Genomic DNA, 16,550 nt, shown 5'->3' on the forward strand with positions numbered 1-16,550 from the left:
ATGAAAAAATACACCCATATACTTTTCTTTCTATTGGTAGCTAGCGTTTCTGCCCAAACTGCCTTATATAATAATGGCAACTTGCGTATTCATGAAGGTGGGCAAATTGGTTTCCACACCAACCTTATCAATGAATCGCCAATGGACAATAATCTTGGACTGGCAGGTTTTTATGGCACACAACTTTTAACCATTTCTGGGAATGTAACACCACAGTTCTATGACATGGAAATTGCCTTAGAGAATAACATGCAGTTAAATATAGGTATGGACAATACCAATAACACCAACTTCATATTTGGTAGTATTCTTACTCCCCTATCGCAACCAGATATTTTCTACAATTTTGTAGATAATTCATTTTACAGTGGCGAGAACGATTTTAGCAAAATTGAAGGTTATGCAGCAATAACCAATCAACAAAATTTTGGTTTTCCTGTTGGCGATGTGCAATACTTAAGACCATTAATTCTTAATTCTGAGAGTGTCAATTTGTTTGCTAAATGCGCATATTACTATGAAAATCCAAATAATGCACCGGCACCTCTTGGTGCTTACAATACAAATACAACAGATTTAGATGTAGCGCTTGTAAATACTTTTGAATTCTGGAGATTAGAAGGTACTGTACCATCTACGGTAACCTTAAGTTGGAATGACCGCAGTACTATAGGGAGTTTAACCGAAAACGTTGATGAAGTTATCCCCGTAGGATGGAGTAAAGCTTCCCAACAATGGGTAAATCTAGTTGGTAGTGTGCCTGTAGGTACATTAACCGAAGGGTTTGTAACAACAGAGTCATTTATACCAGACGATTACGAGGTAATAACCCTAGGGTCTTCAAAAACTCCGTTCGAGCCTTTAGCAAAAGATGTTCTTTTTCTTGACAACTTCTTTGTTTCCGTAAATGATGACGGAGTCAATGACAATTTCTTCATAGAAGAATTGCAAGATTTTAATAGCAATTTTGTTCAAATTTATGACCGATACGGATTTAAAGTCTTTGAAAAAACAGATTATCTTAACGATTTTGTAGGGTTTTCAAATATGGATAATGTTCCTTTTGGAGCAGAAAAAGGATTGCCTACAGGTGTATATTTTTACACCATCTATATTCCAGAAGAAGACTTAAATTATCAAGGATTTCTATACTTATCACGATGATTTATTAGTGTCATCAATTATTAGAACAAATAATCTTTTGATAGTATTTTCTTACTGTATTTTAAAATTCTTACATCTTTTAAATACATCTATACTAGATTAAATGCATATTACTGCGTTGAATTGAAATACATATGGGGTTTCCCAACATATTCACCTAGCTACACAACATATTATATTTTTCCTACAACAACCTATTTATTTTTACAGATGTTAACATATTCCCCAATATTTAGATGTCTACAAAAATTAAACTATTACTTTCTTTCGTGTTCATTTCTTTCTGTGCAAATGCCCAGGTAAAAATAGGTGAGAATCCAAACAGTATAAATTCCGCTTCCATTGTTGAATTAGAAAGTACAAACAAAGCATTTGTTCTTACAAGACTTACTACTGCCCAAATGCAAGCCATTACTCCTCTTAATGGAGCTGTTATATATAATACAGACACACAATGTGTTCATTATTACAACGGTCTAATATGGTCGAACCTTTGTGACGGTAACAATTCCAGTTCATTTTCTTTTGCCGATAATGGAGATGGTACCATTACCCTAACTGATGGGAATGGAAACAATGTAACTTTTAATGGAGCTCCACAAACTATATCTACGCTTGTGGATAATGGCGATGGAACTTACACATATACCAATGAAAACGGAATTGAAACAATTATTTCAATTGTAACTACCGACAACCAAAATTTACAAACAGACAATACACCGGGTAATATTAGTATTGACAATGGTAATGCCATAGTAATCAATGTAGACGATGCTGATGCAGATGACCAAAACGAATTACAAACGTTAGATTTTACAACAGGCATACTTACTTTATCTAACGACCCAAATACAACAATTGTAGACTTATCAGGGTTTGATGATAATGCTGCAGATGATTTCTCAGGAAGTTTTAATGATTTAAGCGATTTACCTGCAAATTTAGATACCGATTCAACGGACGACTTCGATGGAGAATGGACAAGCCTAGCGAACAGACCAGCAGGATTGGACGATGGCGATGACGATACTCAGCTTACGGATGCACAAGTCGCCGCAGCAGTAAACACTGAATTCCCTGATCTTGATACAGACGCTACAGATGATTTCGATGGCGAATGGACAAGCCTTGCCAACAGACCAGCAGGTTTGGACGATGGCGATGACGATACGCAATTGACGGATGCACAAGTTGCAGCCGCCGTAAATACCGCATTTCCTAATTTAGATACTGACGCTACCGATGATTTCGATGGAGAATGGACAAGTCTTGCGAATAGACCAGCAGGTTTGGACGATGGCGATGACGATACTCAACTTACGGATGCACAAGTCGCAATGGCAGTAAATACCGAATTTCCTAATTTAGATACTGACGCTACAGATGATTTCGATGGAGAATGGACAAGTCTTGCGAACAGACCAGCAGGTTTAGACGATGGTGACGACGACACTCAACTTACAAATGCACAGGTTGCAGCCACAGTGAATACGGAGTTCCCTAACCTTGATACAGACGCAACGGATGACTTTGACGGAGAATGGACAAGTCTTGCAAACAGACCAGCAGGTTTGGACGACGGCGATGACGATACTCAACTTACGGATGCACAGGTTGCAGCAGCCGTAAATACCGAATTCCCGAACCTTGATACTGACGCTACCGATGATTTCAATGGTAGTTTCAACAACCTAACAGATGTTCCTGCTAATTTGGATACCGATTCAACGGATGACTTTGATGGCGAGTGGACAAGCTTAGCAAATAGACCAGCAGGATTGGATGATGGTGATGACGATACAACTTACACCGCTGGTACAGGTTTAGACCTTACCGGAACCGAATTCTCGGTCAACGATGCGGAACTTAATCCTGATTGGGCAAATATTACAAGTATCCCCGCTGATATTGCCGATGGTGACGACGACACTCAACTTACAAATGCACAAGTTGCAGCAGCCGTAAATACCGAATTCCCCAATTTAGATACTGACGCTTCCGATGATTTCAATGGTAGTTTCAACAATCTAACGGATGTCCCAGCTAATTTGGATACTGATTCAACGGATGATTTTGATGGAGAATGGACAAGCTTAGCGAACAGACCATCAGGTTTGGACGATGGCGATGATGATAATCAACTTACGGATGCACAAGTCGCAACTGCGGTAAATACCGAATTCCCGAACCTTGATACTGACGCAACGGATGACTTTGATGGCGAGTGGACAAGCTTAGCAAATAGACCAGCAGGATTGGATGATGGTGATGACGATACAACTTACACCGCTGGTACAGGTTTAGACCTTACCGGAACCGAATTCTCGGTCAACGATGCGGAACTTAATCCAGATTGGGCAAATATTACAAGTATCCCTACTGATATTGCCGATGGTGACGACGACACTCAACTTACAAACGCACAAGTCGCAGCAGCCGTAAATACCGAATTCCCTAACCTTGATACTGACGCAACGGATGACTTTGATGGCGAGTGGACAAGCTTAGCAAATAGACCAGCAGGATTGGATGATGGTGATGACGATACAACTTACACCGCTGGTACAGGTTTAGACCTTACCGGAACCGAATTCTCGGTCAACGATGCGGAACTTAATCCAGATTGGGCAAATATTACAAGTATCCCTACTGATATTGCCGATGGTGACGACGACACTCAACTTACAGACGCACAAGTCGCAGCAGCCGTAAATACCGAATTCCCTAACCTTGATACTGACGCTACCGATGATTTCAATGGTAGTTTCAACAATCTAACAGATGTCCCTGCTAATTTGGATATTGATTCGACAGATGACTTCGATGGAGAATGGACAAGCTTAGCGAACAGACCAGCAGGTTTAGATGATGGTGATGACGATACAACTTACACCGCTGGTACAGGTTTAGACCTTACCGGAACCGAATTCTCGGTCAACGATGCGGAACTTAATCCAGATTGGACAAACATTACAAGTATCCCCGCTGATATTGCCGATGGTGACGATGACACTCAACTAACAGATACGCAAGTTGCAGCAGCCGTAAACTCTGAATTCCCTAACCTTGATACTGACGCTACCGATGATTTCAATGGTAGTTTCAACAATCTAACAGATGTCCCTGCTAATTTGGATACGGATTCGACAGATGACTTTGACGGAGATTGGACAAGTCTTGCAAACAGACCAGCAGGATTGGACGACGGCGATGACGATACTCAACTAACGGATGCACAGGTTGCAGCCGCAGTTAATACCGAATTTCCGAACCTTGATACTGACGCTACCGATGATTTCAATGGTAGTTTCAACAATCTAACGGATGTACCAGCTAATTTGGATACGGATTCAACGGATGACTTTGACGGAGAATGGACAAGTCTTGCGAACAGACCAGCAGGTTTGGACGATGGCGATGATGATACTCAACTTACGGATGCACAAGTTGCAGCAGCCGTAAATACCGAATTCCCGAACCTTGATATTGACGCAACGGATGACTTCGATGGTGAATGGACAAGTCTTGCGAACAGACCTGCAGGATTAGACGATGGTGACGATGACACTCAATTAACTGATGCACAAGTCGCTGCAGCAGTTAACACTGAATTTCCTAACCTTGATACAGACGCTACCGATGATTTCGATGGAGATTGGACAAGCTTAGCGAACAGACCAGCAGGTTTGGACGACGGCGATGACGATACGCAATTGACGGATGCACAAGTTGCAGCCGCAGTTAATACCGAATTTCCGAACCTTGATACTGACGCTACCGATGATTTCAATGGTAGTTTCAACAATCTAACGGATGTACCAGCTAATTTGGATACGGATTCAACGGATGACTTTGACGGAGAATGGACAAGTCTTGCGAACAGACCAGCAGGTTTAGATGATGGTGACGATGATACTCAACTTACCGAAGCGGAAGTGGATACTTTTGTTGCCAATAACAATTACAGTACTGGTGCGCATACTACTGATGCCGCTGACCTTTCTACAGGTGTGCTTGCAGATGCAAGAGTTCAAGAATCGAACGTTACACAACATGAAACTGCATTGACCATTACCGAATCGCAAATCAGTGATTTAGTACATACCATTGATACGGATACGCAACTTTCCGAAGCGGAAGTGGATGCCTTCGTAGCAAACAATAACTACAGTACAGGTGCGCATACAACCGATGCGGCGGATTTAACTTCTGGTGTTCTTGATGATGCGCGTGTGCAAGAATCGAACGTTACACAACATGAAACTGCATTGACCATTACCGAATCGCAAATCAGTGATTTAGTACATACCGTTGATACGGATACGCAACTTTCCGAAGCTGAAGTAGACGCTTTTGTTGCCAATAACAATTATAGTACTGGTGCGCATATCACCGATGCAGCTGACCTTACTACAGGTGTGCTCGCAGATGCAAGAGTTCAAGAATCGAACATTACGCAGCATGAAACTGCATTGACCATTACCGAATCGCAAATAAGTGATTTAGTACATACCATTGATACGGATACGCAACTTTCCGAAGCGGAAGTGGATGCTTTTGTCGCCAATAACAATTACAGTACAGGTGCGCATACAACGGATGCGGCGGATTTAACTTCGGGTGTTTTAGCTGATGCTCGTGTACAAGAATCAAACGTTACACAACATGAAACTGCTTTGACTATCACCGAATCGCAAATCAGTGACCTAGCACATACAGTTGACACCAATACACAACTTTCCGAAGCGGAAGTGGATGCTTTTGTTGCCAATAACAATTATAGTACAGGCGCGCATACTACGGATGCGGCGGATTTAACTGCTGGAGTCCTTGATAATGCTCGTGTACAAGAATCAAACGTTACCCAACATGAAACTGCCTTAACTATTACCGAATCGCAAATCTCAGATTTAGCACATACGGTCGATACAGATACACAATACACGGCTGGTACTGGACTAACTTTAAGTGCAACTACATTCTCTGTAAATAATTTAGCTGGTGATGTAACAGGACCTACTAATGCAACTGTCATAGCTGATGGCGCTATAAGTGGTGGTGCTGGAGGTAAAATTGCGGACAATTCAATAACGGCATCAGATCTTGCTCCAAATTCAGTGAATGCGTCGGAAATTAATTCAAATGCCGTTGGCACTTCTGAACTAAAAGTTGATGCGGTAGAAACCGAAAATATATTGGATGGCAATGTAACTCCTATTAAAATTCAGCCTGGCAGTAATAATCAAGTATTGACCACAAACAGTTCTGGTACCGTAGTTTGGGAAAATCAATCTTCTGATATATCTACGAACTTAACTCAAAATACTTCTACTGGTCTTATCACTTATACGAATGAAACCAATACTAGCCAAACTGCAAATACCGTAGGGGCTGAAACAAACAATAATATTTCTGTAGGTGCCAATGGAGGTGCCTTCTATGCTAGCCCGATAAAAGCCATTGGTAAAATTAGTGCTACTGGTGGTGTTACCAAAGGGACCCTAGGTGTAACCGTTACAAGAATTAGCATAGGCTATTATAGAGTTACCCTACCTGCAGGTTCAGTATCTGATGCCGATTATATTATTCAATTAACACAACCTGGCAGAGGTGGTGCCGGTAACGATGATCCTGGCATCTCCTACTCTAACCAAACTACAACAAGTTTTGAAGTTATTATTGGTGATAACGATAATGGTGGCACCGACCGTTCTAGATTTGATTCTGAGTTTATGTTTACCATTTTAGATTTATAGAAATGAATATGAAAACAAATATAATTTTAGTAATAAGCCTACTAATCACTTCATTATCCAATGCTCAATTAGATAGTGGATTACTTTTAGGTTTAATTACGGCATCCACATCAGATATCAATGCAACAACAGATGCATCAAAAGGCTCGTTAGTTTTTAATTCTGATGATAATGAAGTTTATGTTTTTAACGGCACATCATGGAGTGCTATGGGAGAGAAAAAAACCTATACGGGTACATTTAGAATTACAGGTAGTGGTTCCATTACCATAAGTGGCATTCCATTTCAGCCATCTTCAATATCTTTTGTAGCATATGCTAACATTGAAGATTTTAATCTAAATACAGATAATGGCACAAGAAATAATGACAATAGCTTACCAAATGCCTATGGTAGCATGAAAGGTTTTGCTAGAGATGACAATGGCTCCATAACTGAACAAGTTATTTTCAACGGTGGTAACGGTAATTCTATAAACGATATATCTAGATATGCCTCTAGCTCACACAGTATCGGAATACGTTACGCCAATCAAAATGGTGATAATTTGGGTTTAACTACCGCCACGTTAAGCAACTTTAACTCAGATGGATTCACTTTAAACACTGATAATTTTTCAGATGGTTTAGTTATAATATTCGAAGCATTTAAATAAAATATGAACCTAGCAAATAACATAATAAAAATTATTTTTCTGCTTTTGATACCAATGGTCTGTTGGAGTCAAGATGCTGTGCATAACTATGGTAATATTCAAATTCATGACGATGGTATTGTTGGATTCCATATGGATGTTATAAATAACGGTGCCTTTAATCAAAATAAAGGCTTAGTAGGTTTTTATTCTATAGATAAAGCACTAACCATATCGGGTGGCTCTAACCCAGTCTTCTATGACTTTGAGGTTGCCGTAGACAATGACCTTTATGTGGACAATACTGTTGGCGTTTTAAACAATGCTAATTTAATTGCCGGTGATATTATTACTTCACGAGTTGCATCCGAAGTAAATATTAATTTCTTAAACAATTCATTTTACATTGGAGAAGGTGATAATACTAAAGTAGACGGTTATGCCGCAATGAGCAAGAAATCTGAATTCACCTTTCCTATTGGACAATATGGCAAATTACGTCCGTTAAGTATAGAATCCATTAGCTCTAACGATTATGCCAAATCTGCATACTATTTCGAAGACCCTAACACCCCAAGTATAGTTGGCACCAGTTTCGACACCAGTTTAAAAGAGAACGAATTTTTATCTGTAAGTGAATATGAATTTTGGCATTTAGAAGGTAGCGTTCCTTCTAAAGTGACATTGACCTGGGACGAAGACAGTAATGCTAATTTTTTCGGTGACTTCATTTCTGATTTAAAAGTTGTTGGTTGGAGCGTAACTGATAAAGTTTGGGTTAGCCTGGGTAATACCAATGTTGAAGGTGATTTTAGTAATGGTTCTATTACTTCCGAAGAATTTATACCTAACGATTATGAAATTTTGACCATTGGGGGCAATTCAGATATATTTGAAGCTTTAGATAATATTACTTTAGATAATTATTATATGACACCTAATGGTGATGGTATAAATGATTATCTCATTATAGAGGGTATAGAAAATTCTCCAAATAATGCCTTGCAAATATTTAATAGGTACGGTAGAATGGTATTCTCATTGAAGAATTATAACAATGAGTTTAATGGTATTTCTAATGTTAATGGTGTAATAGCTAAAAATATAGGTTTACCTTCTGGTATTTACTATTACATAATAACCTTGAACGATTTAAACATTAAACATCAAGGGTATTTATACCTTACTACTTATGAAGAAAATTGATACTAAAATCTTTTAAGTTCAAGATTCACTACTTTTACATTGCATGATTTACCAATTTCAAAAGTTTTTTCATTTTGATCAAGTTTGGCAAATCTTTTGTATTAAATAACACCAATATAGAGTTATGCAGAGAAGAACATTTATCAACAGAAGCAGTTCAGCTGCTTTGGCACTAGCCATTGCCCCAACTTTTTTTATTCAAGAAGATACCGAATATTCCATTTTAGAACTTATGGGAAAAGAGGATATTGAGCTTTATGGAAAAGACATTAACCTTCGAAAAGAAGCTCATGATGCCTTTGTTGAAATGAAAAAAGCAGCATACAAAGATGGCATTGACCTTAAAATAGTTTCAAGCTTTAGAAATTACGATAGGCAAGAAGCAATTTTTGAGCGCAAATTTTTAAAATATACAGATGATGATGGCATGAATCCTACAGATGCTATTGATAAAATAATTGAATATTCTACCATCCCAGGTACAAGTAGACATCATTGGGGTACCGATATTGATGTAGTTGATGGTTACAGAAAAGTAGAGGGTGATGTTTTGGTTCCTCATAAGTTTGAAGGGGAAGGTCCTTACGTTGACTTCAAAAAATGGATGGATGAAAATTCCGAGACCTACGGTTTTTACCTAGTATATACAGATGACCCTAAAAGAAGAGGGTTTAAATATGAACCTTGGCATTATAGCTACGCACCATTATCCATACCAATGCTTGAGCAATTTAGAAGCAAGAATATCGCATCAATTCTTATTCGAGAAGATTTTTACGGAGCAGATAATTTTACAATGGGATTTTTAAAATCTTACATTCAAAATAATGTTTTAGATATTAATAGTGACCTATTATAAGCATTTTGTACTTTAGAGCCTGTACTATAACACATTACCATGAGAAGAGGAAGTTGGAAAATTAGAATTTTTATTGGTTTGGCAATTGTTGCCTTCGCATTTATACAAAAATGCAGCAATACTGAAGAGAACCCTTACACAGGGAGATCCCAGCATATTACTATGACTTCTGATCAAGAAATTGCCATTGGCTTACAAAGTGCTCCAGAAATGGCGCAGCAACATGGTGGTCTTTATCCTGATCAACGTTTACAATCTTTTGTTGAATCTGTGGGTAATAAGTTAGTTCAAAATAGTATTGCTAGAGAAACACCATATCAATATGATTTTCATTTATTGGCAGATGACCAGACCATAAATGCTTTTGCATTACCTGGTGGACAATGCTTTATAACCTATGCTTTATTTTCTCAACTAAACGAAGCTCAATTAGCCGGAGTTTTAGGTCATGAAATTGGTCATGTTATTGGTAGACATTCTGCAGAAAGAATTGCAGATAGTCAAACTTGGCAGACAGCAACCATGGGCGCAACAGTTGGCGCTGGTGATATGGGTAGTATTTTAGGTAGTATTGGTCAGAACACACTTTTAAAAAATGGACGTGGTGATGAATTGGAAAGTGATGAGCTTGGCGTATTGTTCATGATACAATCTGGTTACGATCCTTATGAAATGATTAAAGTTATGGAAATTTTAAAAGCAGCAGGCGGTCCTGATCGTACTCCTGAGTTTCAAAGTACCCACCCTGATCCAGAAAATAGAATAGAAAAAATTAAAGAAGCCATAGACAAGTACAAAAACCAGGGTTAATCGGATTTTTTGTGCACTTTGTCTAGAGCACATACCTTGCTATTTATATTTTTGTAAATTTGAGTAAGTCCCAAGCTTATTTTGCCATTTATGAATTGCCTTTATAGCTATGATTTAATCATAGAAGAACACTATAATGGGAACAATTACACATTTCAAGAATTTATACGTGCAGGCGTTTGAAAACTGTAAACCAGAAATATTGGTTGCAATTTTAAAAGTCTACTCAGTATTTTGTGCCCTAATGATATTTATGGCACTGTATGCTTTTGTCATAAGAGCTGCAAACGGATTTGATTTTTAACGTTTTTTACTCTTTTACCTGAACACTATTTGGAGTAGAATTATGTATTATTTAAAAATTTAAATACTAAGAATTTTCATTTATTACACTTAGCACATCTTTTGCATTAGACATTTTAGCATATTCTTTAGCTGTATACCCTTGATCACTTTTAATATTAAGGTTTGCCCCGTTTAGCAATAACACTTTTAATACTTCTGCCTTATTATATCTAGCAGCGTACATTGCAGGTGTAAGTCCTAAAGACTTTTCATTTAATTCTTCCCCTATAGCGATAAGACTTCTAACTTGGTCAATATCCCCTTTCATTACCGCCTTGCACAATGAGCTAATTTCATCATTGACCGAAACAGATATTGATTCGTTTAAATTGATAAGATTACTATTATTTGCATAAACTCCTGTTAATGTAAACACGCTAATGAATAACAAAATTGAAATTGATTTTTTCATAATATTTATATTGTTTTGATTAATATTTTTATTGATTACATAAATTTACATATATAATTATGTTAATATCATGAAATTAAGAAAGAAATAATAAATATTTAACAATTAAAAAATACTAAAAAAAACCTATACCTCAATTTCTTTAAAAATCGGGGCATAGGGTTTAGTTTCTACAAGTAGAAATATTTTAAAATGGACTTAGCTTCCTATTGCTGTTTCAATTAATTCAAGAGCCTCTGCCGCATTTGAAAGTTCTGCATAACGTTTAGCCGTATACCCTTGACTACTCTGCATATTCAAATCAGCACCACTAGCTATTAACACCTTTAAAATGTTTGCTTTGTTATAGCGGGCAGCAAACATTGCCGGCGTCATACCCAAAGATTTTTGATTAACGTCTTCACCTAAATCGATTAAACGTTCTACGGTCTCTAAATCTCCTTGTATAACTGCTTTACAAAATGAACTAATATCAACCTTGGAAACAAGTTCTGTATTAAAAGTTAATGTTGAATTTGCGGTTTCAGAAGCCATTACTGTTGATCCCATGGTAAGAGCTACCATTGATAATGTAAGAATTACTTTTTTCATGATGATTGATTTTAATTGATGAGTACAATAGTGTACACTTATAAGACGCCAACTAATCTAAATTGTTTCAATCTTTAACATTGTTATAACTAAACTTTAACAAACAAATCTTCACCCATCATGAAAATATGTTGCGATACACTATCTATATAAAAAAGGTATGTAATCTAGTAGCTTAACTTAATAGAACATAGTATTTTTGTTATCCTAAAACCTTTTGAAAGATGAACAAAAAAGTAATCTTAATGATATTAGATGGTTGGGGTAAATCTCCTGATCCAGCTGTATCTGCCGTAGATAAAGCCAATACTCCTTTTATTGATAGTTTATATACTAAATACGCTAATTCTAACTTACTTACCGATGGTATGAATGTTGGCCTACCTGAAGGTCAGATGGGAAATAGCGAAGTAGGACATATGAATTTAGGGGCTGGTAGAATTGTTTATCAAGATCTAGCAAAAATCAACAAAGCGGTTAAAGAAAACACCTTAAGTTCTGAGCCTGTTTTAAAAACTGCTTTTGAATACGCCAAAAAGAATAATAAGAATGTTCACTTTCTAGGTCTTTTAAGTGATGGTGGTGTGCATAGCCATACAAATCATATTAAAGGATTAATTACCGCTGGTAAAGAATCTGGTGTAGAGAACATGTATTTACATGCCTTTACTGATGGTAGAGACGTAGACCCAAAAAGTGGCAAAGGTTTTTTAGAAGATATTGTACACTTTGGTGCAGATAAAAATACAAAGTTAGCTACTGTAATTGGTAGATATTACGCTATGGATCGTGATAAACGATGGGAGCGCGTTAAAGAAGCATATGATGTCATTGTAAATGCAGTAGGTGAAAAATCTACTGACATTGGTAAAACCATTCAAAAAAGTTACGACAATGATATTACCGATGAGTTTATAAAACCAATTGTAATGACCAGCACAGATGGTACACCAATTGCATCTGTAAAAGAAGATGACGTCGTAATTTTCTTCAATTTTAGAACAGATCGTGGTAGAGAGCTAACTCAAGTACTAAGTCAAGTAGATATGCATGAACAAAATATGCATAAGCTTAACTTATATTATGTTACGCTAACCAACTATGATGAGTCTTACAATAATGTACATGTAGTTTACAATAAAGATAATATTATTGAAACTTTAGGCGAGGTTATATCTAATGCCGGCAAAAAGCAAATACGAATTGCCGAAACTGAAAAATACCCTCACGTAACTTTCTTTTTCAATGGCGGAAGAGAAGTTCCTTTTGAAGGTGAGTCACGTATATTATGCCCATCACCAAAAGTTGCCACTTATGATCTGCAACCAGAAATGAGTGCGTATGAAATTAGGGATAAAATTATACCAGAAATTAAAAAGGGTGATGTAGATTTTATTTGCTTGAACTTTGCAAATCCAGATATGGTTGGTCATACAGGTGTAATGGAAGCTGCTATAAAAGCTTGCGAAACAGTTGATAAATGTGCTAACGATGTAATTACTGCAGCCATTGAAAAAGATTACTCAGTAATTGTTATTGCAGATCATGGTAACTGCGAAACAATGGTAAATGAAGATGGTAGCCCTAATACAGCGCATACCACCAACCCAGTTCCGCTAATATTAGTAGATAAAGATATACACCAAATAAAAGATGGTGTCTTAGGAGATATAGCACCCACTATTTTAAAATTAATGGGTATTGAAAAATCTAAATTTATGACCCAGAATTCATTGGTATAAATTTGGGCAAAACAGAAAGTATATTAGTATGATAAAATTAAAAACAGCCGAAGAGATTGAATTAATGCGAGAGAGTGCGCTAATTGTCTCTAAAACCTTAGGAATGATTGCTTCAGAGGTAAAACCGGGTGTTACTACACTACACTTAGACACTTTGGCTGAAACTTTTATACGAGATCACGGTGCAGTACCTGGCTTTTTGGGATTATATGATTTCCCAAACTCATTATGTATGAGTCCTAACGCTCAAGTAGTTCATGGTATTCCAAATAACACCCCTTTAGTTGAGGGAGATATCATCTCTATAGATTGTGGGGCATTAAAAAATGATTTTTACGGCGATCACGCTTATACTTTCGAAGTAGGAGAAGTTTCCCCTGAAATTAAGAAATTATTAGAGGTCACTAAAAAGTCATTGTATGTTGGTATACGTGAATTTAAGGTAGGAAATCGAGTTGGAGATGTTGGTTATGCTATTCAGAAATTCACAGAAGACCATGGTTATGGCGTAGTACGCGAATTAGTAGGTCATGGTTTAGGTAGAAAAATGCACGAGGGTCCAGAAATGCCTAATTACGGTAGACGCGGTAGAGGTAAAAAATTTGCTGAAGGAATGACTGTTGCTATAGAACCTATGACCAATATGGGTACAAAAAATATTAAGCAACTTAAAGACGGTTGGACAATTCTTACTGCTGATGGTAAACCAAGTGCTCACTTTGAACATGATGTTGCCATAGTTAACGGTAAACCACAATTATTATCAACTTTCAAATATATTTACGAAGCTTTAGGTATTGTAAGCGACGAAGAGGATGAGTTTACTGCTTCTACAATAAAAGCTTAGTAAATACAAATGAAGAAAATTTTTAAATTTTTTCTAAACCTTATCCCAAGGCCTGTATTAATATCGCTTAGCTATTTAGTAAAACCTTTTTTTAAGGCTTATTATAAAGGTGATACTTATCAAGATCCTATAGACGGCAATACTTTTCGCAGTTTTTTACCCTATGGGTATGAGAACCCGCGCGATAATGTGCTTTCTCCCTCTACGCTTTCTTTAGAACGCCATCGTTTATTATGGCTATTTCTAAAAGAGGAGACTAATTTTTTCACCGCTCCATTACATGTATTACATTTTGCACCAGAACAAGCGTTTTACAAAAGGTTTAGAAAACTCAAAAACCTAAATTATGTTACGACAGATTTAAATTCGCCTCTAGCAGACGTTAAGGCAGATATCTGCAACCTTCCTTTTGAAGATGACAAGTTCGATGTTATTCTTTGCAATCATGTATTAGAGCACATTCCTGATGATACAAAAGCCATGTCTGAATTATATAGAATTTTAAAACCTGGTGGCTGGGGTATCTTTCAAATTCCCCAAGATTTAAATAGAGAAGAAACTTTTGAGGACAATACCATTACGGACAAAATTGAACGTGCTAAAATATTTGGTCAATATGATCATGTTAGAATTTACGGCAGAGACTATTTTAACAAATTAAGAGATATAGGTTTTAAAGTAGAAGAAATAGATTTCACCAAACTAATGAGTCAAGAAGAAATTAATAGATATCGTTTAGCAAATGGCGAGATAATTCCTTTAGTAAAGAAATAGTTATTCAACTACGAACTCTTTAAACCCTTTGGTTAAAAATTCTTGTGTCTCACCCTTTTCATCTACATAAATAATATAGGCTTCTAACCTTTTATTCTCATTGATTAACTTAAAAGCATCACTTAAATCCATAGCCATAAATGCAGTTGCATAAGCATCTGCAGTTGCACAATCATCTGCCAATATGGTTACAGCTAATGTATTAGAAATCTGTGTATATCCCGTCTTAGGATTTACAGTGTGCACATACTTTTTTCCCGTAGTCTCATCAACTCTAAACTTACGATAATTGCCAGAAGAGGCTAATGCCCTATCATTTAAATTAATCAATATTTTAGTAGCTCTTTTTACTTGCATCTCTGGATCATCAATACCAACAACCCAAGATTTATCTTTAATGGTATTTTTCCCTTTAGCTACCAATTCACCACCTACTTCAATTAAATAGTTATTAATACCCTTGGCATCAAGCATTGCCGCAAGCCTATCTATAGAATATCCTTTTGCAATGGCATTGAAATCTAAATAAATATTCGGATTTGTTTTAATTATACGATTGGTATCATCAATTAGAATCTTATCCAAACCAACAAAATTCAACAAACTATCTATCTTAAGGCTATCCATAGATATTTGGCGTTCTGGTCCAAATCCCCATGCATTTACAAGTGTACCTACAGTAGGATCAAAAAAGCCATTTGTCTCCTTATTGATCTCCTTTGAGAGATTGAAAACTTCCCTGAACATTTCATCGACAACAACAGTACTATCACCATTATTGATTCTAGAAATATCCGATTCAGGAATATAGGTAGATAGAGAGTGATTAATTACTGCAAATACAGAATCGATTTCTTTTTGCAAATCAATTTTATCAGATGTAATTGAAATAATACTATAAGATGTTCCTAAAGCACCCCCAATATTCTCATTCCGAACACCAACACTGTTACTCTGCTTACAAGATTGAAACAATCCAAAAACAACAATAACTACTAAAAAATATTTCTTCATATCTCAACTAAACCATCATAATCAACAATATATTCCTCATCTAAATACACAGGTAAATTATGATCTGTAGCATTTACCAAACCAACACCTGCATAAAAAGTTGTAGCCTCAAATTTTTCTGCGTGTTCTTTCATTTTCTTAGGATCGGACATGAAGAAATCCATATCCTTGGGATCACCAGGGTATTCAATTGCCTTTACCACAACAAAACGCATCTTCTTATCCTTTGTACAAACAAATTGCGGATTTTTACGTAATTCACTGTTAACGGCTAAAAATTCAAAGCCTTCATCTTCTAATTTCTTCCCAACAATATTCATTGCCAAGTTATGAAGTTCTTGTTCTGTTAATACATGCATATTAAAATACTTTTTATAAAAAAACCGATACAT

At 36.6% G+C, this 16,550-nt stretch carries 14 protein-coding genes; 10 read left to right on the forward strand and 4 right to left on the reverse strand.

Annotation, left to right across the window (positions count from 1 at the left end; all coding sequences use genetic code 11):
* The 7 genes from P178_RS0120210 (at position 1) to P178_RS23495 (ending at position 10,737) form a co-directional block, all read left to right on the forward strand.
* Positions 1–1,164, forward strand: a complete 1,164-nt coding sequence (locus P178_RS0120210; protein ID WP_027067944.1) for a gliding motility-associated C-terminal domain-containing protein — start codon at positions 1–3, stop codon at positions 1,162–1,164.
* Between the two features lie 236 nt (positions 1,165–1,400).
* Positions 1,401–6,923: a beta strand repeat-containing protein gene (locus P178_RS0120215; RefSeq protein WP_027067945.1), complete on the forward strand. Its 5,523-nt coding sequence runs from the start codon at positions 1,401–1,403 to the stop codon at positions 6,921–6,923.
* 8 nt (positions 6,924–6,931) lie between these two features.
* Entirely contained in the window at positions 6,932–7,579 is a 648-nt protein-coding gene (locus tag P178_RS0120220) for a hypothetical protein (RefSeq protein ID WP_155941675.1), read from the forward strand.
* A gap of 3 nt (positions 7,580–7,582) precedes the next feature.
* On the forward strand, positions 7,583–8,764 hold the full coding sequence (locus P178_RS0120225; protein WP_027067947.1) for a gliding motility-associated C-terminal domain-containing protein: 1,182 nt from the start codon (positions 7,583–7,585) through the stop codon (positions 8,762–8,764).
* 124 nt (positions 8,765–8,888) lie between these two features.
* Positions 8,889–9,623, forward strand: a complete 735-nt coding sequence (locus P178_RS0120230; protein WP_027067948.1) for a M15 family metallopeptidase — start codon at positions 8,889–8,891, stop codon at positions 9,621–9,623.
* A gap of 39 nt (positions 9,624–9,662) precedes the next feature.
* On the forward strand, positions 9,663–10,433 hold the full coding sequence (locus P178_RS0120235; RefSeq protein WP_027067949.1) for a M48 family metalloprotease: 771 nt from the start codon (positions 9,663–9,665) through the stop codon (positions 10,431–10,433).
* A gap of 136 nt (positions 10,434–10,569) precedes the next feature.
* Entirely contained in the window at positions 10,570–10,737 is a 168-nt protein-coding gene (locus P178_RS23495) for a DUF6747 family protein (RefSeq protein WP_177214976.1), read from the forward strand.
* A gap of 66 nt (positions 10,738–10,803) precedes the next feature.
* Here P178_RS23495 and P178_RS0120245 read toward each other — a convergent pair whose 3' ends face one another.
* Together P178_RS0120245 and P178_RS0120250 are read right to left on the reverse strand one after the other, a co-directional pair.
* Complete coding sequence (locus tag P178_RS0120245) at positions 10,804–11,190, reverse strand: ankyrin repeat domain-containing protein (protein WP_027067950.1); 387 nt, start codon at positions 11,188–11,190, stop codon at positions 10,804–10,806.
* 198 nt (positions 11,191–11,388) lie between these two features.
* Positions 11,389–11,781: an ankyrin repeat domain-containing protein gene (locus tag P178_RS0120250; protein WP_027067951.1), complete on the reverse strand. Its 393-nt coding sequence runs from the start codon at positions 11,779–11,781 to the stop codon at positions 11,389–11,391.
* 224 nt (positions 11,782–12,005) lie between these two features.
* Between P178_RS0120250 and gpmI the strand changes: the two genes are divergently transcribed.
* The 3 genes from gpmI to P178_RS0120265 are packed head-to-tail and all read left to right on the forward strand — an operon-like array spanning position 12,006 to position 15,144.
* Positions 12,006–13,523 (forward strand): 2,3-bisphosphoglycerate-independent phosphoglycerate mutase, encoded by a 1,518-nt coding sequence (gene gpmI / locus P178_RS0120255; protein WP_027067952.1) that lies wholly within the window; start codon positions 12,006–12,008, stop codon positions 13,521–13,523.
* A gap of 28 nt (positions 13,524–13,551) precedes the next feature.
* Positions 13,552–14,370, forward strand: a complete 819-nt coding sequence (gene map, locus P178_RS0120260) for a type I methionyl aminopeptidase (protein WP_027067953.1) — start codon at positions 13,552–13,554, stop codon at positions 14,368–14,370.
* A gap of 9 nt (positions 14,371–14,379) precedes the next feature.
* Positions 14,380–15,144 (forward strand): class I SAM-dependent methyltransferase, encoded by a 765-nt coding sequence (locus tag P178_RS0120265; RefSeq protein WP_027067954.1) that lies wholly within the window; start codon positions 14,380–14,382, stop codon positions 15,142–15,144.
* On the opposite strand, the gene P178_RS0120270 is transcribed toward P178_RS0120265, so the two are convergent.
* Positions 15,145–16,158, reverse strand: a complete 1,014-nt coding sequence (locus P178_RS0120270) for an FAD:protein FMN transferase (protein ID WP_027067955.1) — start codon at positions 16,156–16,158, stop codon at positions 15,145–15,147. It lies immediately after the preceding gene.
* Entirely contained in the window at positions 16,155–16,517 is a 363-nt protein-coding gene (locus P178_RS0120275) for a hypothetical protein (protein WP_027067956.1), read from the reverse strand. Before P178_RS0120275 ends, P178_RS0120270 begins: the two co-directional genes overlap by 4 nt.
* Between the last annotated feature and the right edge of the window lie 33 nt (positions 16,518–16,550).

The sequence above is a fragment of the Maribacter sp. Hel_I_7 genome (assembly GCF_000688315.1).
GTDB classification, from domain to species: domain Bacteria; phylum Bacteroidota; class Bacteroidia; order Flavobacteriales; family Flavobacteriaceae; genus Maribacter; species Maribacter stanieri.